Source organism: Vannielia litorea (assembly GCF_018424695.1).
GTDB classification, from domain to species: domain Bacteria; phylum Pseudomonadota; class Alphaproteobacteria; order Rhodobacterales; family Rhodobacteraceae; genus Vannielia; species Vannielia litorea_A.
The window spans coordinates 33,156-55,556 of the sequence record NZ_QTNQ01000010.1 but is presented as its reverse complement, the minus strand read 5'-3'; the positions used below and the strand labels follow the sequence as shown (position 1 = coordinate 55,556).

The 22,401-nt window shown below is 64.3% G+C and carries 17 protein-coding genes; 12 read left to right on the top strand and 5 right to left on the bottom strand.

The features are described 5' to 3' along the window. Positions 1-764: 764 nt before the first annotated feature. Both DYI42_RS05735 and DYI42_RS05730 read right to left on the bottom strand, forming a co-directional pair. Entirely contained in the window at positions 765-1,925 is a 1,161-nt protein-coding gene (locus tag DYI42_RS05735) for a tyrosine-type recombinase/integrase (protein ID WP_213545008.1), read from the bottom strand. Positions 1,926-2,362: 437 nt separating this feature from the next. Then, positions 2,363-2,821 carry an Lrp/AsnC family transcriptional regulator gene (locus DYI42_RS05730; RefSeq protein ID WP_213544969.1) on the bottom strand — a complete coding sequence of 153 codons (459 nt, stop codon included), beginning with the start codon at positions 2,819-2,821 and terminating at the stop codon, positions 2,363-2,365. Positions 2,822-2,975: 154 nt separating this feature from the next. Between DYI42_RS05730 and DYI42_RS05725 the strand changes: the two genes are divergently transcribed. Both DYI42_RS05725 and DYI42_RS05720 read left to right on the top strand, forming a co-directional pair. Next, complete coding sequence (locus tag DYI42_RS05725; RefSeq protein WP_213544968.1) at positions 2,976-3,989, top strand: 1-aminocyclopropane-1-carboxylate deaminase; 1,014 nt, start codon at positions 2,976-2,978, stop codon at positions 3,987-3,989. 60 nt (positions 3,990-4,049) lie between these two features. Further along, a complete protein-coding gene (locus DYI42_RS05720) occupies positions 4,050-6,446 on the top strand; it encodes a transketolase-like TK C-terminal-containing protein (RefSeq protein WP_213544967.1) in 2,397 nt (798 codons plus the stop codon). 53 nt (positions 6,447-6,499) lie between these two features. Here DYI42_RS05720 and DYI42_RS05715 read toward each other — a convergent pair whose 3' ends face one another. Beyond that, entirely contained in the window at positions 6,500-7,261 is a 762-nt protein-coding gene (locus tag DYI42_RS05715) for an IclR family transcriptional regulator (protein WP_213544966.1), read from the bottom strand. A gap of 142 nt (positions 7,262-7,403) precedes the next feature. On the opposite strand from DYI42_RS05715, the gene DYI42_RS05710 reads away from it, so the two are divergent. From DYI42_RS05710 to DYI42_RS05665, 10 genes are all read left to right on the top strand, one after another. Continuing rightward, positions 7,404-8,921: an ABC transporter substrate-binding protein gene (locus tag DYI42_RS05710; protein WP_213544965.1), complete on the top strand. Its 1,518-nt coding sequence runs from the start codon at positions 7,404-7,406 to the stop codon at positions 8,919-8,921. Positions 8,922-9,021: 100 nt separating this feature from the next. Then, positions 9,022-9,939 (top strand): ABC transporter permease, encoded by a 918-nt coding sequence (locus DYI42_RS05705; RefSeq protein WP_213544964.1) that lies wholly within the window; start codon positions 9,022-9,024, stop codon positions 9,937-9,939. A gap of 1 nt (position 9,940) precedes the next feature. Beyond that, entirely contained in the window at positions 9,941-10,837 is an 897-nt protein-coding gene (locus DYI42_RS05700) for an ABC transporter permease (RefSeq protein ID WP_213544963.1), read from the top strand. A gap of 3 nt (positions 10,838-10,840) precedes the next feature. After that, positions 10,841-11,836 carry an ABC transporter ATP-binding protein gene (locus DYI42_RS05695; protein WP_213544962.1) on the top strand — a complete coding sequence of 332 codons (996 nt, stop codon included), beginning with the start codon at positions 10,841-10,843 and terminating at the stop codon, positions 11,834-11,836. Beyond that, complete coding sequence (locus DYI42_RS05690) at positions 11,833-12,816, top strand: ABC transporter ATP-binding protein (RefSeq protein WP_213544961.1); 984 nt, start codon at positions 11,833-11,835, stop codon at positions 12,814-12,816. Before DYI42_RS05695 ends, DYI42_RS05690 begins: the two co-directional genes overlap by 4 nt. Continuing rightward, positions 12,813-14,378, top strand: coding sequence for a gamma-glutamyltransferase (locus tag DYI42_RS05685; protein WP_213544960.1), 1,566 nt, complete (start codon positions 12,813-12,815; stop codon positions 14,376-14,378). Before DYI42_RS05690 ends, DYI42_RS05685 begins: the two co-directional genes overlap by 4 nt. After that, entirely contained in the window at positions 14,375-15,766 is a 1,392-nt protein-coding gene (locus DYI42_RS05680) for a M20 family metallopeptidase (RefSeq protein ID WP_213544959.1), read from the top strand. Before DYI42_RS05685 ends, DYI42_RS05680 begins: the two co-directional genes overlap by 4 nt. Positions 15,767-16,721: 955 nt before the next feature. After that, positions 16,722-17,777, top strand: coding sequence for a pyridoxal-phosphate dependent enzyme (locus DYI42_RS05675; protein WP_213544958.1), 1,056 nt, complete (start codon positions 16,722-16,724; stop codon positions 17,775-17,777). Beyond that, positions 17,770-18,936 carry a M24 family metallopeptidase gene (locus DYI42_RS05670; protein ID WP_213544957.1) on the top strand — a complete coding sequence of 389 codons (1,167 nt, stop codon included), beginning with the start codon at positions 17,770-17,772 and terminating at the stop codon, positions 18,934-18,936. The genes DYI42_RS05675 and DYI42_RS05670 overlap by 8 nt, the downstream gene beginning before the upstream one ends. After that, the gene (locus DYI42_RS05665; RefSeq protein WP_213544956.1) at positions 18,933-19,673 is read left to right on the top strand and encodes a maleate cis-trans isomerase family protein; all 741 of its coding nucleotides are present in this window, start codon (positions 18,933-18,935) and stop codon (positions 19,671-19,673) included. Before DYI42_RS05670 ends, DYI42_RS05665 begins: the two co-directional genes overlap by 4 nt. A 12-nt stretch (positions 19,674-19,685) precedes the next feature. Here DYI42_RS05665 and DYI42_RS05660 read toward each other — a convergent pair whose 3' ends face one another. Together DYI42_RS05660 and uxuA are read right to left on the bottom strand one after the other, a co-directional pair. After that, positions 19,686-21,158: a mannitol dehydrogenase family protein gene (locus DYI42_RS05660; RefSeq protein WP_213544955.1), complete on the bottom strand. Its 1,473-nt coding sequence runs from the start codon at positions 21,156-21,158 to the stop codon at positions 19,686-19,688. After that, the gene (gene uxuA / locus DYI42_RS05655) at positions 21,155-22,366 is read right to left on the bottom strand and encodes a mannonate dehydratase (RefSeq protein ID WP_213544954.1); all 1,212 of its coding nucleotides are present in this window, start codon (positions 22,364-22,366) and stop codon (positions 21,155-21,157) included. The genes DYI42_RS05660 and uxuA overlap by 4 nt, the downstream gene beginning before the upstream one ends. Positions 22,367-22,401: the final 35 nt, after the last annotated feature.

The following is a 22,401-nucleotide window of genomic DNA, read 5'->3' as shown; positions in this document are numbered from 1 at the left end:
GAAGCGCGCCAGCGATCCAGCGGTCTGGTCGGGTGAAGGCAGGGTAACGGTCAAATGGCGCCTTCGGGTCGAGCGCGGAGAGCCTCGGGAAAGGACATGGCTGGAGCGGTTGCGTGGAAAAACACCTGAAGTGCCAACCAGAAGCGTAGATCTGGAGCTTACGGATGGCGATTACCTGTGCTCGGTTTGCGGCCAGTTCGGATTGAAGTTTTCCCCCATAGGGCTCTTCGACTAGGTTCGCCTTGAGGGCAATGTTGGTCTGACAAGGTTCGGTGCCGAAAAGTAAGGGGGCTGATTGAAAGCTGCACTACCCTAGTGGCTAATCTGGATTGCGGCCTTCCAGGCTCACGCGGCTGATATCTCAGGTCGTGCCTAGGTTCGCGACGCTGACGCAATCGTGGTCGCCGGGACGCTAGTGCGGCTCAACGGGATAGATGCGCCAGAAACTTCCAACCGTGCACTCGATTGCGCGCGTTTCTCGGGTGGCAGGCACCAATCGCTTGAGCCTGCGGGCACGCGCTCTCGCTTGCGGCAGGCGTCCTGTTGTTGGTAGCCCGTTATTGATCCTTCCCTCTGAAGCTGCCCGCCGAATTGTTCAGAGAAGGGACGATCAGAATAGCTACGAAGCGGCACTAGGTGGAGTGATCAGGAGTGCTTGGGAGTCTTCTTTTTTCCAAGATCCGAAAGTCTCGAAAATGCCCTTCTTGCAACATCAACCCGGACAACCGCTTGGGCGAAGCTGCAAAATGGGTCGTCAAAACAGCTCACTGGTCTACGTTTCTGGTACAGAACTGAGCCCAAGCGCTAAGTAGATCCCGCCGCTGATCTAGAAAATCTGTCTGGCGGTAGGTTCGCACAACCTTACTGTCGGACACATGCGCGAGCACGGCTTCGGCGACTTCGTGCGGCGCGTCGGTTTTTTCGGCAATCCAAGTGCGTAAGCTCGATCGGAATCCGTGTGGGCGGGCTGCGAGGCTTCGCCGCTCCATCAGTCGGGCCATCGTGGCGTCGCTGATCACACCCTTTCGAACAGATGGAAAGAGGTAGCCTTCGCGTTCAAAACGACTTGCGAGGTCGATCACTCGTTTGGCCTCATCTGAGAGAGGGATTCGGAAGTCACTCTCCGCGCCGACGCGCGCCTTCATATTGGCTGCCGGTATCGTCCATACATCGTCTTCGATTTCCTCAAAGCGGGCGAACCGCACGGGCTTGGAGCGCGCCCCGGTTAGGATAAGTAGGCGAAGCGCAAGGTGCGTCACCGTCGGTTCTTCGAGCGAGGCGTAGAACGCCGGCACATCGTGCCAGGGCATGCTTGGTATCGACGTCACTTCGTGGCGTTGGCGCCCCAGGAGCCGTTTGGCTTTGGCCACGGCCTGCAAATCAACGTCGAGGCCAAGTGCGGCTGCATGATCGATCACAAGCTTGAGGCGATCCGCGGCCTTTCTCGCTGTCGACGCTTTGGAATGCCATATCGGTTCGAGCGTCCGGCGAATGTCTTGCTGGTTGATCTCCATGATGGGCAGTTTGCCGAGTTCGGGTAGAATATGCAGTTCCAGAGGGCTAAACCAGCGACCGGCCACACCATCACCTTTCAGGCTAGCTTTTCGACTTTCGAAGGCATCTTGCGCGACATCCTTAAGGAGATGTTCGCTCTTCGCGGCTTCCCGTCTCAACTGATCGCGATGCTTGATTGGGTCGATCCCCTTGGCCACAAGAGTTCGATTCGATGCGGCCATCTCCCTTGCGTCTTTCAGGGAGATCGCTCCAAGGCCGCCGAGACCCATCTCCCTACGCCGACCACGCAGCATATAGCGATATACCCATTGACCACCGCCATCTGGGCGTTTGATCAATCGTAGGCCGTTGCCATCCTCGTGCTTCCCAGGCGGAGCGGTCCGCACGAACATCGAACTAAGCTTGGACATGTCATCCCCCAAAATATCCCCCAAAGTGTACGGGATATGATGGGACACGGCAAGACGCTCTGAAACTGAAAAATTGGCTAACACATTGCCATGCATAAGGATTTGGGTCGCGGTGGGACGCCTTGGAACAAGGCTGCCTTGCTTCTCGACCGCACCATAAACTCCCAGTACTTCATCGTTATGTGAGTAGGCCTCTCGGCGGACGTAGGATCTTTGAGACGTCAGCTTTCAAGCAGGCTTCACTGCGTTCGGTCAGGGCTACACTTCCTCAGGATGATTTGGCTCGCGGGCTGAGCGCTTTTGAAGTGACCTGTTCACTCGGCCTATCGCGGGATTTCACGCGCCAGCGTGCCTGTTCCTGCTCCAGATCGAACTGACCGAGAATGCGAAGTTGCGGTTTCCATACCACGCGTCAGCCCCAAGATCGCGCGGTGCCTTCAGAAGTTGAGGGCTGCCCCATCCTTCACTTCTTTCATCACGAAGAAGGTGCGCGCCTGTCTGACTTCGGGGAGGGCGATCAGAACCCCTCCGTGGAGCCGGCTGAAGTCGGCCATGTCGGCCACACGGATTTTCAGGAGATAGTCGAAGTCACCGGCGACCAGGTGGCAGTCGAGGATCATCGGCAAGGCAAGGATCGCGGCCTCGAACTTGGCGAAACTCTCCGGCGTCGAGCGGTCGAGCACGACTCCTACCATCGCAATCGCACCCAGGCCAACGCTTTGCGGGTTCACCACCGCGCGCACCGTTTCGATATGGCCCTCGTCAAACAGTCTCTGGGTGCGCCGGTGGCAGGTGGCGGGGCTGACATTCACTTTGGAAGCGAGGTCTGCATTGCTGATCCTGCCGTCCGTTTGCAGATGGCGGAGCATCAGCCTGTCGATTCGGTCCAGTGTCATTGGTGAAAGATTCTTCCGAAATTATTCAAAATTATGAAATCATCTTGGATGTATCTCAGTCAAGAACATCCGTTTAGCGCAAAAAGTCCTTAGCATTTGAAAGCACCCATCGCCTTGTTGTTGCTACCCTGCGCGCTAGCAAAAGGAACACGACATGCTGGAAAAATTCGAACGCTACCCGCTCACCTTCGGCAAGACGCCGATCGAGCATCTTCCCCGCCTGACCGAGACCCTTGGTGGCAAAGTCGAGATCTACGCCAAGCGCGAAGACTGCAACTCCGGCCTCGCCCAGGGTGGCAACAAGCTGCGCAAGCTCGAGTACATTGTGCCCGATGCGATTGCCTCGGGGGCCGATACGCTGGTCTCCATCGGCGGCGTGCAGTCCAACCACACCCGCATGGTTGCGGCGACGGCGGCGAAGATCGGCATGAAGTGCCGGCTGGTGCAGGAGGCCTGGGTGCCGCATGACGATGCGGTGTATGACCGCGTCGGCAACATCCTGATGACCCGCCTCATGGGCGCTGACAGCCGCCTGGTCGACGACGGCTTCGATATCGGCATTCGCACCAGCTATGAAGAGGCGATCAAGGATGTCGAAAAGGAGGGCGGCAAGCCCTATGGCATCCCCGCCGGGGCCTCGGTTCATCCCTATGGCTGCCTCGGCTACGTGGGCTTTGCCGAGGAAGTCCGTGAGCAGGAGGCCGAGCTGGGCTTCAAGTTCGATTACATTGTCGTCTGCGTCGTCACCGGCTCCACCCAGGGCGGCATGATCGTGGGCTTCAAGAAGGATGGCCGCGCCGACCGGGTGATCGGCATTGATGCCTCCGGCACCGTCGAGCAGACCCGCGCGCAGGTGAAGGAGATCGCCAACAAGACCTGCGACCTCATCGAATGCGGTTATTCCATCGAGGACGCGGACATCCACATCAACCCTGATTACGCCTACCCGGCCTATGGCGTGCCCAGCGCCGAGACCAACGAGGCGATCCGGTTGGCTGCGCGGACCGAGGCGATGATCACCGACCCGGTCTATGAGGGCAAATCCATGCAGGGCATGATCGACCTGGTGAAGAAGGGCTTCTTCCCGGAGGGTTCCAAGGTGCTTTACGCGCACCTGGGCGGCCAGCCTGCACTGAACGGTTACAGCTACACTTACCGCAACGGCTGACCCGACCCGCTGCGCAGCTTTCGGGCTGCGCAGCCCGCATCATTGTAGGAGGCACGCTACATGACCGACGAGAACACGCATCTAAAAACCGTGGAACAACGGCTCCTTTGGCTGTCGCACTGGATGATCCACAACGCCAACCATCTGCGGCCCAAGGTGGATGGGATCAAGGTGGGTGGGCATCAGGCGTCTTCGGCCTCGATGGTCTCGATCATGACCGCGCTTTATTACTCGGTGCTCCGGCCCGAGGATCGGGTGGCGGTCAAACCCCATGCCTCGCCGATCTTTCACGCGATGCAGTATCTCATGGGCCACATGCCGCGCGAGAAGATGGAAAACTTCCGCGGCTACGGCGGCGTGCAAAGCTACCCGTCGCGCACCAAGGACCTGGACGATGTCGATTTCTCCACCGGTTCTGTCGGGCTCGGGGTGGCGATCACCTCCTTTGCCTCAATGGTGCAGGATTACGTGCAGGCCAAGAGCTGGGGCAAGGCGCTGCCGTTGGGGCGGATGATTGCCCTGATGGGTGATGCTGAGCTGGACGAGGGCAACATTTACGAATGCCTGCAAGAGGGCTGGAAGAACGACCTGCGCAACACCTGGTGGGTGATCGACTACAACCGCCAGTCGCTCGACGGGATCGTGCGCGAGGGGCTTTTCGAGCGTGCCGAGAAGGTCTTCGACGCCTTCGGCTGGGATGTGGTGCGGGTCAAATACGGTGCCCTGCAACGCGCCACCTTTGCCGAGCCCGGCGGCGAGAAGCTGCGCGCCTGGATCAATGGTTGTCCAAACCAGCTTTATTCCGCCCTGACCTACATGGGCGGTGCCGTTTGGCGCAAACACCTGATGGACGATCTCGGCGATCAGGGCGATGTGAGTGCGCTTTTGGAGGCGCGCAACGATGCCGAGCTGGCCGCGCTGATGGAAAACCTCGGCGGCAACTGTGTGCAGACGATGGCAGAGACCTTCGCCGCCATAGATCACGACCGCCCGGTTTGCTTTCTGGCCTATACGATCAAAGGCTGGGGCACGCCGATTGCCGGCCATAAAGACAATCACGGCGGGCTGATGACCAAGGCCCAGATGGCCGAGTGGCAGGCGGCTATGGGTGTGCCCGAGGGGCAGGAGTGGGAGCCGCTCGCGACGGTGAAAGACCCCGCCGCCTTCCGCGCCTTCCTCGAGAGCGTCCCCTTCTTCGCCAAGGGTCCGCGTCGTTTGACGGACGATGCGATCCCGGTGCCGCAGATCGAGGTTGCGAGCGACCGCGAGATCTCCACCCAGATGGGCTTCGGCAAGATCCTCGATGATCTCTCCAAGGGCGACAGCGATCTGGCGGCCCGCATCGTAACCACCTCGCCCGACGTGACCGGCACCACCAACCTCGGCCCCTGGGTAAACCGCCGCAAGCTCTTTGCCCGCAAGGGGCAGGCGGACACCTTCAGGGATCACAAGATTCCCTCCACCGCCAAGTGGGAGTTTGCTCCCGAAGGCCAGCACATCGAGCTGGGCATCGCCGAGATGAACCTGATGCTGCTGCTCGGGGCGGCGGGCCTCAGCCATTCTCTCTTCGGCAAGCGCCTGATCCCCATCGGCACCGTCTACGACCCCTTCGTCTCTCGCGGACTCGATGCGTTGAACTACGCCTGTTACCAGGATGCGCGGTTCCTGCTGGTCGGCACGCCCTCCGGGGTGACGCTGGCGCCCGAAGGCGGTGCCCACCAATCCATCGCCTCGCCGCTGATCGGCATGTCGCAGGACGGGCTGGCCGCTTTCGAGCCTGCCTTCGTGGACGAGCTGGCGGTGATCATGGAATGGGCCTTCGACTACATGCAGCGCAGCGGCGAGGGCGACCCGGACGAACGCACATGGCTGCGCGATGAAACCGGCGGGTCGGTCTATCTGCGCCTGACGACAAACCCGATCGAACAGCCGGGCAAACGCGTTGATGACGACTTCCGCCAAGGGGCCATCGATGGCGCCTATTGGTTGCGAAAGCCGGGCCCCAACTGCGACGTGGTGATTGCCTACCAGGGTGCGGTCGCGCCCGAGGCCATCGCCGCCGCCGGCATTCTCGGTGAGCACCGCCGTGACGTAAGCGTGCTCGCCGTCACCTCCTCCGACCGCCTGAACGCGGGCTGGACGGCGGCCCAACGGGAACGCGCGCGGGGCAACGCGGGGGCGAAGAGCCACGTCGAGGCGCTGATGGCGGGGCTGCCGCCCGCCTGCACCATCGTCACCGTCATCGACGGGCACCCGGCAACCCTCGCCTGGCTGGGCGCGGTCGGCGGGCACAAGACCATTCCTCACGGTGTCGAGCACTTTGGCCAGACCGGCACCATCGGCGACCTCTACCGCCACTTCGGGATCGACAGGCACTCCATCGTCAACTCCGTCAGCGAACTGACGGTCGGCGACAGGGCGGCCTCGGCGGCCTGGAAAACGCTCATCTCGTCTTGAGCGCGCAGCCGGTAGAGCGACCGATCAGGCGCCAGACACATCAACCGGCTGGCTCAGCCCAGAATGCCCGCCGACGTGTCGAGCAGCGCGCGCAGGAACTTCCGAACCACCTGCTCCTCGTCCGCGTCGATGGAGGAAATCGAAACCTGGACGGCGGCATGGGCCACGCCGTCCGGCCCCTTCACCGGCGCCGCGAGGCTGATCTCGTTCAGCAGCATCTGGCCCCGGGTGATGCAAAACCCGTCCTGCCCGGCGATCCGCACCGATCGGGCGATCTCGGCCCGGTCGGTGACCGTCTTGTGTGTCCAGGCTGCCACCGGCCAGCTGGCGCAGGCCTCGTCGATCTCCGCTTCGCTTCGGGTCGAAAGCATCACCCGCCCCGCCGCCGTGGTGAGCGCGGGCAGGCGACGGCCCACGATGCTGGCCCCGAAGTGGATGCGCTGGGTCGGCAGCCGGAGCGAATAGATGATGTGGTCGCCCGACATCTGCGCAAGGTTCACCGTCTCCCGGTTGGCCTGGCTGAACTCGATCAGCTTGGGTAGGGCGCGGGCGATGAGCGGGTCCGACCAGTAATAGGTATAGGCCAGCTCCAGCCAGGCGTGGCTCGGCCGAAACCGGCGGGTCTTCGGATCGCGCTCCAGCATCCCCTCCAGATGCAGCGTGTGTGCCATCCGCTGCACGGCGCTTTTCTCCAGCCCGGTGCGCTCCACCAGGTCGGTGAGCGAGAGCGACACATTCGATTCGTCGAAGGCGCGCAGGATTTTCAGGCCCCGCGCGAGGGTGCTGACATAGAGACTGTCCTGCCGCTTTTTCATTCGTTTCCTCCACTTGCGGCCTTCCGAGGGAGCGTGCTGCGCCACGGGCCTTGACGGATGCCCAAATCATTTTGCTAGACTGGTTAAATAACGATGGAAAGTATCAAATAATGATACAAGCAAAAGACAACAAGGGAAAGTCATGCACGTCAAATTACCCGTCGCGACCCTCGCAGCCGCCACCCTGATGGCCAGCAGCGCCATGCCTGTTGTGGCCGACAAGGCCTCGGGCACGCTCAACGTTGCCTTCACCAAGGAGCTCGAGAATGTCGACAGCTACTTCAACTCGGCGCGCGAAGGCGTCGTGTTGCAGCGCGCCATCTGGGACGGGTTGATCTATCGCGATCCGGAAACCAACGAATACATCGGCAACCTTGCGACAAGCTGGGAGTGGATCGACGACACCACGCTGGAGTTCAAGCTGCGCGAGGGCGTCACCTTCCACAACGGCGAAGCGTTCAACGCCGATGACGTGGTGTTCACTGTCGATTTCGTCGCCAAGGAAGAGAACGGCGTGAAGACCCAGCGCAACGTCAACTGGATGGAGTCCGCCGAAAAGATCGACGACTACACCGTGCGCATCCACCTGAAGGACAAGTTTCCGGCGGCCATCGAGTTTCTGTCCGGCCCCGTTTCGATCTATCCCAACGAGTATTACGCAGAGGTCGGCCCCTCCGGCATGGGCCTCAAGCCCGTGGGCACCGGCCCTTACAAGGTAAGCGAGGTCGTGCCGGGCCAGCACTTCGTGCTCGAGGCCAACGAAAACTACTACGACAGCCCCAAGGGCCAGCCCGAGATCGCGAAGATCGACATCCGCACCATTCCGGACGTGAACACCCAGATGGCCGAGCTGTTTTCCGGCTCGCTCGACCTGATCTGGCAGGTGCCCGCCGACCAGGCCAACAAGCTGGCGGAGATGGGGCAGTTCACGGTGGCGAATGAATCCACCATGCGCGTGGGCTATGTGCAGATGGACGCCGCTGGCCGCTCCGGTGACAACCCCTTCACCAACAAGCTGGTGCGTCAGGCGGTGAACCACGCGATCAACCGCCAAGAGCTGGTCGACGCGCTGCTGCAGGGCAAATCCAAGGTTGTCTACACCCCCTGTTTCCCCAGCCAGTTCGGCTGTGTGCAGGACGTGACCGAGTATGAGTATGATCCGGAGAAGGCCAAGGCCCTGCTGGCCGAGGCCGGCTATCCCGATGGCTTCACCGTGGACTTCTACGCCTACCGCGACCGTCAGTATGCCGAGGCGATCACATCGTATCTCAACGCGGTGGGCATCCAGACCAACTTCAACATGTTGCAATACTCCGCCCTGCGCGAGCTGAACATGAAGGGCGAAGTGCCCATCGCCTTCCAGACCTGGGGCAGCTACTCGATCAACGATGCCTCGGCCATGGTCAGCCAGTTCTTCAAGCACGGCTCGCTGGACAACGCGCAAGACGATCAGGTGCTCGAATGGCTCAACGTGGCCGACAGCTCGACCGACCCGGACGAGCGGATCGAGTATTACACCAAGGCGTTGCAACGCATAAGCGAAGAGGCCTTCTGGGCACCGATGTTCACCTATAACACCAACTACGTGTTCAAGGATGAAGTCGCCTACACGCCCACGCCCGACGAGGTGCTGCGCTTCGTCGACATGAGCTGGAAGTAACAGCGACGGGCGGGGGGCGCCTTGCCCCTCGCCAGCCCTCTCTTCGCCACAGAAATCCGCCCCGGCAACGCCCGCTCATCGCGCCAGCGAAAGGTCCGCCATGCTTGCTTTCATCCTAAAACGCCTCGGCCTGGCGCTTTTGGTCGCCTTTACCGTCAGTTTCATCAGCTTCTCGCTCCTGTTCCTGTCCGGTGACCCGGCCGCCGCCCTAGCCGGGGAGACCGCCAGCGGCGAGGATGTCGAGGCGCTGCGTCGTCTCTACGGGTTCGACAGGCCGATGCTGGTGCAATACGGCGAATGGCTGTTCGCGGCGCTGCGCGGCGATTTCGGCGAGAGCTATTATTTCAAGCTCCCCGTCGCGAGCCTGATCGCGGAGCGGCTGCAGGTGACGATGACGCTCGGCGTCTGCGGCATTCTCTTCGCGCTGGTCACAGCGGTGCCGCTTGGCGTCGCTGCCGCGATCCGACCGAACTCGCTGATCGACCGGCTGGCGCTGTTCCTGTCGGTCGCCGGGCAGGCCATGCCCTCCTTCTGGTTCGGCCTGATCCTGATCGTCGTCTTCGCGATCCAACTTGGCTGGCTGCCTCCCTCCGGCGCCGAAAGCTGGCGGCACTTCATCATGCCCACAATTGTTCTGGGCTACTACGCCATGCCCGCGATCATGCGGCTGACGCGCGCCGGCATGCTCGATGTGCTCAACTCCGATTACATCCGCACCGCAAGGGCCAAGGGGGCGGGCGAAACCCGGGTGCTGTTCAAGCACGGGCTGCGCAACGCAATCATCCCCGTGGTCAGCCTTGCCGCGGTGCAGATGGGCTTCATGCTGGGCGGCTCCATCGTGGTCGAAAGCGTCTTTGCCCTGCACGGCGCAGGCTATCTCGCCTGGGAGAGCATCGCCCGCAACGACCTGCCCACGGTTCAAGCGCTGATCCTCGTCTTCTCGATGTTCTACATCGTCTTCACCTTCCTCGCCGACGTTATGAACGCCTGGCTCGACCCCAGAATGCGGAGCGCCTGAGATGACCGACGCCACCGATCCGCTCTCTGCAGAACTTCAGGGCCCGTCACCGCGCCAGATGCTCAAGTCGCGCGCCTTCTCCCACAAGGGCCTGATGTTCGGCGTCATCGTCGTGGGCCTGCTGGTGCTGGTCGCGCTCCTCGCGCCGCTCCTCGCGCCCCACGATCCCTACGCCCAGAGCCTGATGAAGCGCATGGTGCCGCCCGTCTTCATGGGTGGAACGTGGGAGCATCCCCTCGGCACCGATCACCTCGGGCGCGACTACCTCTCGCGTTTGCTCTACGGCGCCCGCGTCTCGCTGCTGATCGGCACCGTCGCCGCGCTGATCTCCGGCGTGATCGGCACCGCCATGGGGGTTGCGGCGGGCTATTTCGGCGGCAAGGTTGATGCCGTCGTGACCTTCCTCATCAACGTGCGGCTCGCAATGCCGGTGGTGCTGGTCGCCTTGGCCGTGGTGGCCATCCTCGGGGGCTCGCTCACGGTGGTGATCTGCGTGCTGGGCCTGCTGCTTTGGGATCGCTTCGCCGTGGTGATGCGCGCCTCGACCCTGCAAATCAGCCGCCGCGACTACGTGGCTGCCGCGCAGGTCATCGGCGCCTCCACGCCCCGCATCCTGCTGACCGAGATCATGCCGAACGTCTTCAATAACCTGATCGTCATCGTCACGCTGGAAATGGCCCACGCCATCCTTCTCGAAGCGGCGCTGAGCTTTCTCGGCCTCGGGGTCCAGCCGCCAACGCCCTCCTGGGGCCTGATGGTTTCGGAGGGCAAGAACATGATGCTGTTCGAGCCGTGGCTGGTGCTGATCCCCGGCGCGGTGCTGTTCGTGCTGGTGCTGGCGATCAATCTCATGGGCGACGGCCTGCGCGACGTGACCGCCCCCGAAGGACGGAGCTGACCGATGGACGACACCCTGCTTTCCGTGAAAAACCTCACACTCGACATCCCCACCGGCAGCGGCACCCTGCACGCGGTGCGCGGCATCGACTTTGACCTCAAGCGCGGCGAAACCCTCTCGATCGTGGGCGAAAGCGGCTCGGGCAAGTCACTCACCTCGCTCGCGGTGATGGGCCTGCTGGGCAAGTCGATCAAACGCTCGGCGGACGAGATCCGCTTCGACAAGGCCGATCTGCTGAAGGCGAACAACCGGGTGATGCGCGACCTGCGCGGAAACCGGATGGCGATGATCTTTCAGGAGCCGATGACCTCGCTCAACCCGGCCTACACCATCGGCGACCAGTTGATGGAGACTCTGCTGCTGCACCGCAAAGTCAGCCGCGAGAAGGCTCGCGCCCGCGCGGTGGAGCTGCTGGAGAAGGTCGGCATCACCGCCGCCGCCAGCCGGTTGTCGCAATATCCGCACCAGCTTTCGGGCGGGCTGCGTCAGCGGGTGATGATCGCCATGGCCTTGATGTGCGAGCCCGACCTGCTGATCGCCGACGAGCCGACCACGGCGCTGGACGTGACGATTCAGGCGCAGATCCTGCGGCTTCTGGTGGAGCTGACGCGCGAGATGAACATGGCCATGATCCTCATCACCCATGACCTCGGGGTGGTGGCGCGGGTCGCCGACAAGGTGGCGGTGATGTATGCGGGCGAACTGGTCGAAACCGGCCCGGCCCACGATGTCTTCGCCACGCCGAGCCATCCCTACACGCGCGGTCTTCTGCGCTGCATCCCGCAACCGGGCAAGACGGCACGCGGGGCGCCGCTGGGCACCATTGCGGGCATCGTGCCCTCGCTGGTGGGGGAGGTCACCGGCTGCGCCTTCCGTACCCGCTGCCCCCACGCGCAACCCGCCTGCCGCGCGGCGATCCCGATGCAGGGCGGTGCCGGCCATCGCTTCCGCTGTGTCTTTGCCGATGGGGCGCTGTCCGAAGAAGGAGAGGTTGCATGAACGACATCCTCACGCTCGATCATGTGAGAAAGACCTACAGCGTCAAGCAGGGCCTCTTCGGAAAGCGCAAGCCACTGACGGCGGTGAATGACGTCACCCTGTCGATGCGCAAGGGCGAGGTGCTGGGGCTGGTCGGTGAATCCGGCTGTGGCAAATCCACCCTCGCCAAGCTTCTGCTTGGCCTCGAAGCCCCGACCGACGGCCACGTGCTGGTCGAGGGCGACCGGATGCAGGAACTCGACCGGCGCGCGCTGGCCGGGCGGCTCCAGCCGATCTTTCAGGACCCGTACTCCTCGCTGAACCCGCGCAAGTCCATCTATGATCTGGTCTCGTTGCCCCTGCGGGTGCATCGCATCGGCGATGCGGCCAGCCAGCGCAAGGCGGTGCTCGAGATTCTCGATATCGTCGGCCTTCCGGCGCGGGTCATCAACACCTACCCAAGCCAGATGTCGGGCGGCCAGCGCCAACGCGTCGCCATCGCACGCGCGCTGGTGATGAAGCCCGAGATCGTCATTTGCGACGAGCCGACATCGGCGCTGGATGTCTCGGTGCAAAGCCAGATTCTCAACCTGCTCGGCGATCTGCGCAAGGAGTTCGGGCTCACTTACCTGTTCATCTCCCACGATCTGGCGGTGGTTGAGCACCTGGCGACGCGCGTGGCGGTGATGTATCTCGGCCGGATCGTGGAGGAGGCTCCTGTGGCCGACCTCTTCGAGCGCCCGCGCCATCCTTACACCCGTGCCCTTCTCAATTCGGTGCTCACGCCGGACCCGGGGCTGGGGGTGCCGGAAACCTCCCTCGGTTCGGCCTATCCCAACCCGATCGCGCCGCCCTCCGGCTGTGCCTTCCACCCCCGCTGCCCCCATGCCACCGAGCTCTGCGCCGCAAAGGCGCCGCGCCCGCTCGAAACCGAGGCAGGCCGAGTGGAGTGCCACCTGCACGACCCCGAAAGCCCGATGTTCGAGGGCAGTGCGACGTGAGTGCCCTGTCCAGAACCCAGGAGGTCCGCAAGCACGTGATCGAAACGCCCGGCGGCGTGGTCGCCTCCCAGCACCGGCTCGCCGCCGAAGCCGGGGCCGAGGTGCTGCGCGCAGGCGGCGACGCGGTGGATGCGGCGGTGGCCACTTCCTTCGTGCTTGGCGTGCTGGAGCCCTGGATGAGCGGCCCGGCCGGGGGCGGGGCGGCGGTGCACTGGCGCGCCGACACCGGCGAGGCCGTGGCGATCAACTTCGGCATGCGCTCGCCCAAGGCGCTGAACGTGGCCGACTATCCGCTGTCGGGCGAAGGTCAGGCGGGCGATCTCTTCCCATGGGAACGGGTGGTGGAGGATCGCAACGTCGAAGGCGCAACCGCCATCGCCGTGCCGGGCGCGGTGGAGGGCGTCGCTCAGGCCCACGCCCGCTGGGGCTGCCTGCCCTGGGCTGATTTGTTGGCCCCGGCCATTGCCCATGCCCGCGAGGGCCTGCTGGTGGACTGGTATGCCGCACTGCTGATTGCCTCGGTCGCACGCAACCTCGCAGAAGATCCGGATGCAGCCGCCCTGTTCCTTGACGACGGCACTTGGCCCAAAGCCTCGGGCTGGACGGCGATCCCCGACAACCGGCTGGACCAAAGCGCGATGGCCGACATGCTGGAGGTTCTGGCCAAGGGCGGGCCGCGCGCGTTTTATGAAGGCGACATCGCAGAGGCGCTGGCCGGGGATGTTCAGGCCAAGGGCGGCAGCCTCTCGGCGGACGATCTGCGCGGCTATCGCGCCTGGATCGGCGCGGCGCAGCCGGTGCCTTACCGCGACGCCCTCTTTAACGTCGTCCCGGGGCTAACCGCCGGGCCCACCTTCGCGCGGGTGATGGAGCAACTGGCCGAGGCCGATCTCTCCACCCCCGCCCGCGCCTTCCCCGCCTATGCCCGCGCCCTCAGCCGGGCCTATGCCGAGCGGCTCGGCACCATGGGCGACACCGGCGAGGTGGCCGAGGCGCCCGGTTGCACCACCCATTTTTCGATCGTCGACCGCGCGGGCAACATGGTCGCGCATACGCAAACGCTGCTCTCCATCTTCGGCAGCCGCGTGGTCTCTCGCGCCACCGGCCTGCTGATGAACAACGGCATCATGTGGTTCGACCCCGAACAGGGCAGACCCAACTCCCTCGCGCCCGACAAGGCCTGCCTGATGAACGTCTGCCCCATCGTGGGCCAGCAGGGCGCGCGCAGCTTCGCCCTCGGGGCCTCCGGCGGGCGCAAGATCGTATCCGCAGTTGCCCAACTGGCGTCCTTTGTCACCGACAACGGCATGGGCCTCGCCACAGCCTTCCACGCGCCGCGCATTGACGTGTCGGGCGGGGCGGGGGCCATCGCGGATGAAACCTTGCCAGCCGAAGTTCTGACGGCCATCGAGGCTGTCATGCCCGTCCAAACCACGCGACGCACCGTGCTGCCTTACGCCTTCGCTTGCCCCGCCGGGGTGATGCGCGAGGGAGCGGTCAACACCGGATGCACCGAAATCATGTCACCCTGGGGTGACGCAGCCCTTGAAGAGACAGAATGACCAGAGACACCGCCCTTGCCAAAGCGACCGAGTATTTTGAAACTGGCGCGTTCCAGGCCGACCTTGCCCGCCTTGTCTCTTACCGCAGCGAAAGCCAGAACCCGGCCCCCGAAGCCCGCGCGGAGTCGCAGCGCTACCTGATCGAGGCGATGCAGCCCCGGCTCGAGGCCTTGGGATTTACCTGCGAGACCATCGACAACCCCGACCCCAAGGGCGGCCCGTTGCTGCTTGGAGAGCGCCACGAAGGCGAGGGCTTGCCAACGATCCTGACCTATGGGCACGGCGATACAGTGCTGGGCCAGGAAGGCATGTGGCGCGAGGGCCTGGAGCCCTGGCAGATCACCGAAGAGGGCGACCGGCTCTATGGGCGCGGCACGGCAGACAACAAATGCCAGCATCTGGTCAATCTCGCAGCGCTCGAGGCCGTTCTGGCGGCACGCGGCAGCCTGGGCTTCAACACGCGGATCGTTCTGGAAATGAGTGAAGAGGTCGGCTCCGTCGGCCTGCCGGAGGTATTCCGGACCTACAAGGACCGGCTGAGCGCGGATGTGCTGATCGCGTCGGACGGGCCGCGCCTGCAACCCGACGTGCCGACCATGTTCATGGGCTCGCGCGGCGGGACAACCTTTGACCTCGTCGTAGAGACCCATGAAGGCGCGCATCACTCCGGCAACTGGGGCGGGCTGCTCGCAGATCCGGCGATGATCCTCGCCCATGCGCTGGCCTGCATCACCGACGTGCGCGGCCAGATCAAGGTGCCAGAGTGGCGCCCCGATAGCCTGACAGACAGCGTGCGCGACGCGCTGCGCGACCTGCCAGTCGCAGGAGGCGAAGGCCCGGCGGTTGACCCCGATTGGGGCGAGGAAAGCCTGACCCCCGCCGAACGCGCCTTCGGCTGGAACAGCTTTGCCGTACTGGCCATGGTCTCCGGCGTGCCCGAGGCCCCGGTCAACGCAATTTCCGGATGGGCGCGGGCCACCTGCCAGCTGCGCTTTGTCATCGGCACCGACCCCGAGGAGGTTGTGCCCGCGCTGCGCCGTCATCTCGACGCCCACGGCTTTGCGCGCGTGCAAATCCAGCAGCATGACCGTGGATTCTTCTCCGCCACCCGGCTGGACCCAACCCACCCCTGGGCGCAATTCGTAGGCGAGTCGATCCGGGCCACCGCGGGCGATTTGCACGTGCTGCCCAACCTCGCCGGGTCGCTGCCAAATGACAGCTTCACCGAAATCCTCGGCCTGCCGACGATCTGGGTGCCCCATTCCTATCGCGGCTGCTCGCAACATGCGCCAAACGAACACGTTCTCAAGCCTGTCTGTCGCGATGCGTTGCGGGTGATGGCGGGCGTGTTCTGGGACATCGGAGAAAGCGGGTTTCGAGGGGGCTAGTGGCGGACGCAGGCCCGAAAAGCCGGGGTTTAAAGCCGGGGTTTCTCGCTCTCCCATGAGCCCGCGCCCTATATCCGCGCCCCTCGCACAGGCCGCAGCCAGTCCGCCACGCGGCTCGGTGCCATGATAACAAGGCACCGGGTCATAAAGAGACAAAAACAGGAACGGTATGCCTCAGTTGGCCATTCGGGCATCCTATTTTCCCCGGCCGAATCTGATCTCTGGATGGTTTGCGAGTGAAGGGATGGCATGCCGGATCGCCACAAGCTGCCCTGGGCCGAGGATCACGTCGACCTCTGTTCCGACAGCGCGATCTTCGATGCCTGTAGGAACCACGATCAAAACGGCAGCCCTGCGTCAGCCGCCTGGCTGCCGCCACTCGATCTCCGGGCGAGCGGGCGGCATGCCAGTGAAACAGGAAAGCAACGCCGATGCTGACCTCCTTTCAAGTGCCAGGAAGCCGTTCCAATGGTATTCTCTACCTGCTGCATGAGGTCGGGGCGTTTTTGAGTGCAGGCTGAAGTCCACCAACGATCAAACCGGACCACCCGATGAAGGCTGCTCAAGGGGACCGTCAAGCGAACCCTTATAGAGCACCTGTTTGCAGCTCTAGCCTGGCTTCAGGCCGCTGGGTCTTGGGGGGCAAATGTCACGGACCATGCCCAGAGCCCAGCGTTCGACCGCCGAGCCGTCGGCCGTGATGCCGTGTCGGAGATAAGCAAGCTTGTGGCGCAAGGACACAAGGACAGCGCAGCGAGTGGCGATGGCGGAAGCCGAAGGCGGAGGAGCGGCTGACGAGGCGACATTCTTTCTTTCGTGACGCTCGTTGCTGGAATTCAGATACTCCAAGTTCGCCTTCGGCACGTCGCAGGACCAGATGCGCGGAAATGCGTGAGAGGGCATTGCACGGCCAGCGGGGCTGGGTCCCTATAGTGCATGTGCCAATGCAGGGAGAATGCGTGTGCCAAAGATTATCAAGAACCCCTGGCGTGGCACCGGGCTCGATCTCGGCGTGGTGATGCCGATTGCCGATGCCTCCGATGTGGCCGGGCTGCTGGCGCGCTGCCCGGCTCACGAAGTGACGCCGCTTCGGAGTTGTTCGGAGATTGCCCGGCGTGCCGGGGTGGAGGCCGTCTGGATAAAGGATGAGCGGGAACGGATGGGCCTTGGCAGCTTCAAGGCCCTGGGCGCGGCGCATGCGATTGCGCGCGAGGCCGCTGCCGCGGCCCCGGAGGGGGCGGCTCTGACGGCGGCGCTGGCTGGGCAGACATTTGTTGCAGCGAGCGCCGGGAACCACGGACTTTCGGTGGCGGCAGGTGCCGGGATCTTCGGAGCGCGCGCGGTGATCTACCTTGCGCAGACAGTGCCCGCGGCCTTTGCCGCCCGGTTGGAGGCGCATGGAGCCGAGGTAGTCCGGGCCGGGGCGGATTACGCGGCCAGCATGGCGGCGGCGGAACACGCGGCAGAGGAGCGGGGCTGGCGGCTGCTTTCCGACAGTTCCTGGGAGGGATATTTCGAGCTGCCGCTCCGCGTGATGGAAGGCTACACCCAGCTTGCCGCTGAGGCGGTGGATCAGCTGGAAGAGGCCCCGACACATATCCTGCTTCAGGCCGGGGTAGGCGGGTTGGCGGCAGCGGTGGCCGCCCATGCGCGCCTGGCCTGGGGCGATGGGCCGGAGATCATCGTGGTGGAGCCGGAGGTTGCGCCCGCGCTCATCGAGAGCATTCGTGCAGGCCGCGCCGTGACCACGGATGGGCCGGTTTCCTGCATGGGGCGGCTCGATTGCAAGGCACCTTCGCTGATCGCGTTGGCTGGGCTCGCACGTGACGCCGACCGCTTCGTGACGATGACCGAGGCGGAGGTTGAGGCGGGCGTGGCTGTGCTCGCCGAGGCAGGGATAGGGACCACTCCGTCGGGTGGGGCCGGGCTTGCGGCGCTGTTGGCGGGGCTCGAAACAGGGCCCGAAGCGCGTGTGCTGGCCATAGTGAGCGAGGGACCGGAGGATGGCTGAGGCTCCGTCGCTGTTCCCGGTGGCCGAATTCGAGGGCCGGGTCGGGCGGCTGCAGACCGAGATGGCGGAGCGCGGGATTGACGCTCTGTTGCTGACGACGCCGGCGGATTTTTTTTATGTCACAGGGTTTCTCACCCGGTTCTGGGAGAGTCCGGCGCGCCCGTGGTTTGTGGTGGTTCCTATCGCGGGGACGCCGATTGCGGTCATCCCGTCGATCGGGGCGGAGCTGATGTCCCGCACCTGGCTGAGGCAGGTGCGCACCTGGGATGCGCCGCACCCGGAGGACGACGGTGTGAGCCTGCTGATCGACACGCTGTGCGGCCTGGTGCCGGAGACGGGCCGACTCGGCGTGCCGATGGGGCTTGAGACGCATCTGCGCATGCCTTTGGCGGATTTCACCCGGATGGCCGAGGGCATCGTGCCCCGGGAAATTGTGGATGGAACAGCGACAGTGCAGCGCGTGCGCGAGATCAAGAGCGAGGCGGAGATCGAGAAGATCCGTGCCACATGCGGTGTCGCCGGGCGGGCATTTGCGCGCGTTCCGGAGCTGGCCGCCCAGGGACGGCCCCTCAGCGAGGTCTTCCGCGCCTTTCAATGCGCGATTCTGGAAGAGGGGGCGGACTGGGTGAGCTATGTTGCTGGTGCGGCGGGTGCCGACGGCTACACCGATGTGATCTCGCCCGCAGGCCCGGCGCCTCTGGAGGCTGGCGACGTGCTCATGCTGGACACCGGTGCGGTGTGTGACGGTTACTATTGTGACTTCGACAGAAACTACGCGGTGGGGCCCGCCTCGGCGGCGGTCCGGACAGTCCAGGCGGCTCTGTGGGAGGTGACGGAGGAGGCGTTGGCGATCTTGAAGCCGGGGATGCTGGCCTGTGATGTGCACTGGATTCTCTCGGACGGCCTTGCAAGGCGCGGCGTGCAGCCCGGCGCCGGTCGCTTGGGGCATGGTCTGGGGGTGTCGCTCACCGAGTGGCCCTCGTTCACGCCTCTGGACAGGTCGGAACTGCGCGAGGGCATGGTGCTCACGTTGGAACCCGGTGCTTGGGTGGCGCCTGGGCGGATGCTGGTGCATGAAGAGAACCTGGTTTTGCGGGCGGGCGGGGCCGAACTGCTCTCACCTCGTGCGCCGGAACAGATGCCGGAGCTGCCAACGTGACACACTTCCCGTATCGGCTGATCGAGCACGCCCTGCCTGGGTTGGGGCTGATTGTGTTGCGGGTAGACGAGACCATCGAGGAGGAGCTTCGCCGTTACCTGCCGCTCGGCACGGCCCGGCTTCATGTGAGCCGCGTGCCATCAGGCGACGATCTGACACCCGAGAGCATTGCCGGGATGGCGCTGCGCCTGACCGAGGCCGCGGCGCTGCTGCCTCCGAGTGCGGAGTTCGACGTAGTGGGCTATGCCTGCACCTCGGGAACCGCGCTGATCGGGGCTGAGAGGGTACAGGCGCTTGTGGATGCGGGCACCAAGACAGGGGCGGTAACCAATCCGCTGACGGCGGCTCTTTTCGCGTTTGAGCACGTGGGTTTGCGCCGGGTGGGAGTCGTCTCGCCCTATGTTCCGTCGGTGGCAGAGCCGCTGCGGGCCGTTTTCATGGCACAGGGCATTGAGGTGCCCGATATGCTCTCATTCGGCGAGGAGGTGGAAGCGCGAGTGGCGCGGATCGACCCGCACTCCATTGCCGAGGCGGCGCGGGCATTGGCCGCGCGCAACCGGATCGACGGCCTCTTCCTGTCGTGCACCAACTTGCAGACCTTCGGGATATTGCCCGCACTCGAGGCGGAGCTTGGGATCCCGGTGCTCAGCTCGAACCAGGTGCTGGCGTGGCACATGATTGCGCTGGCGGGTGTTCAACTTAATGGGCGCCCTCAAGGCAAGCTTTGGCGTTGGTAAACGATCGCTCTCTCAGGTTGCCTCAGCAGCGTGGCGCACGGCGGCCACCATGCCTTCGTTGAGCATGCGTGCCAGGTCGCGTTCTACAGCATCGCTCCATTCGAGGGCGTCTTGCAGGGCGTATGGCACCAGGCCATCGATGCTGTGAAGCTGATCGATGATGGCGCGCGCCGAGAGCTGATGTGCAGGGTCGGGGCGCAGCCGCGCTTCAAGCGGATCGCGCAGCGCGTAGGGCGTGCCGTCATCATGGCGGCCAATCGTGTAGCGCAGCCAGGCGGCGGTGGCGAAGGCAAAGGGGGCAAGCGGTGAGCCATGCGCATGTGCGTCGAGGGCTGGCGTGAAGATACGTTGTGGCATCTTCTCGGAGCCATCCATGGCGATCTGGTAGGTTTCATGCGCGAGGTGCGGGTTGGTGAATCGGTGGGCGAGGTCCTCGGCGTAAGAGCCCAGATCCACCGATTCCAGCCCGTGCAAGGTGGCGGCGGCGGCCTTGAGGTGCCGACGGACGAGGGTGGCCAGCAGTGGATCTGCCATCACGTCACGCACATATCTGTGCCCGGAGAGGAAGCCTGCGTACGCCAGCATCGAGTGGGTGCCGTTCAGCATGCGAAGCTTCATCTCCTCGAACGGTCTGACGTTATCCACGAATACCGCGCCACCGGCCTCCCACGCGGGGCGTCCGGTGGGAAAGCTGTCTTCGATCACCCATTGGCGAAAGGCCTCGCACTCGATTACGGCCTCATCGACATGCCCGGTCAGCTCTTTGGCGAGGGCCAGCGTGGCTGCGCTTGTCGCCGGTGTGATCCTGTCCACCATGGTTGCGGGGAAGGCGACTTCACTGGCGATATGATCTGCCATCTCAGGCATGGCCCGGCGTGCGAAGTCGATCAGCAGGCCGCGCAGCATGGGGCCGTTTTCCGGCAGGTTGTCGCAACAGAGAACCGTGAAGGGCGGCACGCCTGTAGCCCTGCGCCGTGCCAAGGCCCAAACCAGTAGCCCGGCCACCCCTTGCGGGTTGTCCGGCGCGGCGAGATCGGCGGCGATGGCGGGGTGTGAGAGGTCGACTCCCCCGGTCTTGCGGTCGATCCCGTAGCCCTTTTCCGTCACGGTCAGGCTGACGATGCGGGTCTCGCGGGCACACAGCGCCTCCAGCACCGCCACGCGGTCCTCACCGAGGTTCAGGGCTGCGGCAAGAGAGCCAACGACGCGCGCCTTCGTGCCCTTGGCGCTGCGCTCGATGGTGGTGTAGAGGCCGGTTTGAGGCGTTAGCTGCCTTGAGGGCGTGGCGCTGCGAAGGCTAACGCCGATGATCCGCCAGTCGCCGCCCTGTGCTGCCAAGGCATCATCTGTATAGACAGCCTGATGCGCCTTGTGGAAAGCGCCGATTCCTATGTGAACAATGCCCGGGCCATGGGCAGCGCGGGTGTAGCCCGGAGCGGCGACAGTGTTCGGCAGGTCCTCCGCCGAGGTCAGACGTTCGGTCATGCCCTGCTGACCCTCGGCTCCAGCGCCGCAATGATGCCGCGCAGCTCGGCCAGCCCTTTGAGCCGCCCGATGGCGGGATAGCCCGGCTGGGCTGAGCGCTTCAGGTCGTCAAGAATGTCTTGCCCATGATCGGGGCGGAAAGGGATGGAGCAGTCGGCCCGGCCCGCGGCGCGGCGCCTCGCTTCCTCCTGAAGTGCGGCTTCCACAAGCGCCACCATGTCGGTATCGCCGCCAAGATGCTCGGCCTCGTGAAAGTCGCCACGGATCTCGCCGGTCTCACGCTTCACGTTGCGCAGGTGAAGAAAATGGACCCGGTCGCCCAGCCGCTCCATCATGCCCGGCAGATCATTGTCAGGCCGGGCGCCAAGCGAGCCAGAGCATAGGGTGATGCCGTTGGCGGGGCTGTCGACGCCCTCTACCAGCGCGCGATACTGCGCTTCGGTAGACATGATCCGTGGCAAGCCCAGAAGAGGCACGGGCGGGTCATCGGGGTGGCAGCAGAGCCGCAAGCCAAGCCGCTCGGCGGTGGGCACGACCTCGGCAAGGAAATCGAGCAGGTGCTTGCGCAGCCTGTCTTCGCTTATCGCGGCGTATTCGGCGAGGTGAGCGCGGACGTCGTCGAGCGAAAAGGTCTCTGCCGCCCCGGGCAGGCCGAAGACGACGTTCTTGGCCAGTTGGGCGCGGCGGGCCTCGTCCATCTCGGCAAAGCGTCGGGCGGCGGCGTCGCGCAAGGCGTCGTCGTAGTCTTCCGCAGCAGCGGTGCGGGCAAGGATGTGCAGATCGAAGGCGGCAAAATCGGTGAGGTCGAAACGCATGCAGGTGCCGCCAGTGGGCAGCCGCCATGCGAGGTCAGTGCGGGTCCAGTCCAGCACCGGCATGAAGTTGTAGCAGACCACCTCGATCCCGGCGGCGGCGAGGTTTTCGAGGCTGGTGCGGTAGGCCGTGATATGCGCGCGCCAGTCGCCCTGTTGCTTCTTGATGTCTTCGGAGACCGGCAGGCTTTCGACCACGTCCCAACCGAGGCCGGAGGCGCTGCCATCCTTCATGGTGGCGATCTCGCGCTGGCGCCGCGCGATCTCTTCGCGGGTCCACACGGCGCCCGTGGGCATGTGGTGCAGTGCCGAAACGATGCCTTGAACGCCAGCTTGCAAGGTGTCGTCGATCGACACCATGTCTCGCGGGCCAAACCACCGCCAGGTCTGTTTCATGTGAGAGGCCTCCCGAGTCGTCGTTGCCGGACAAG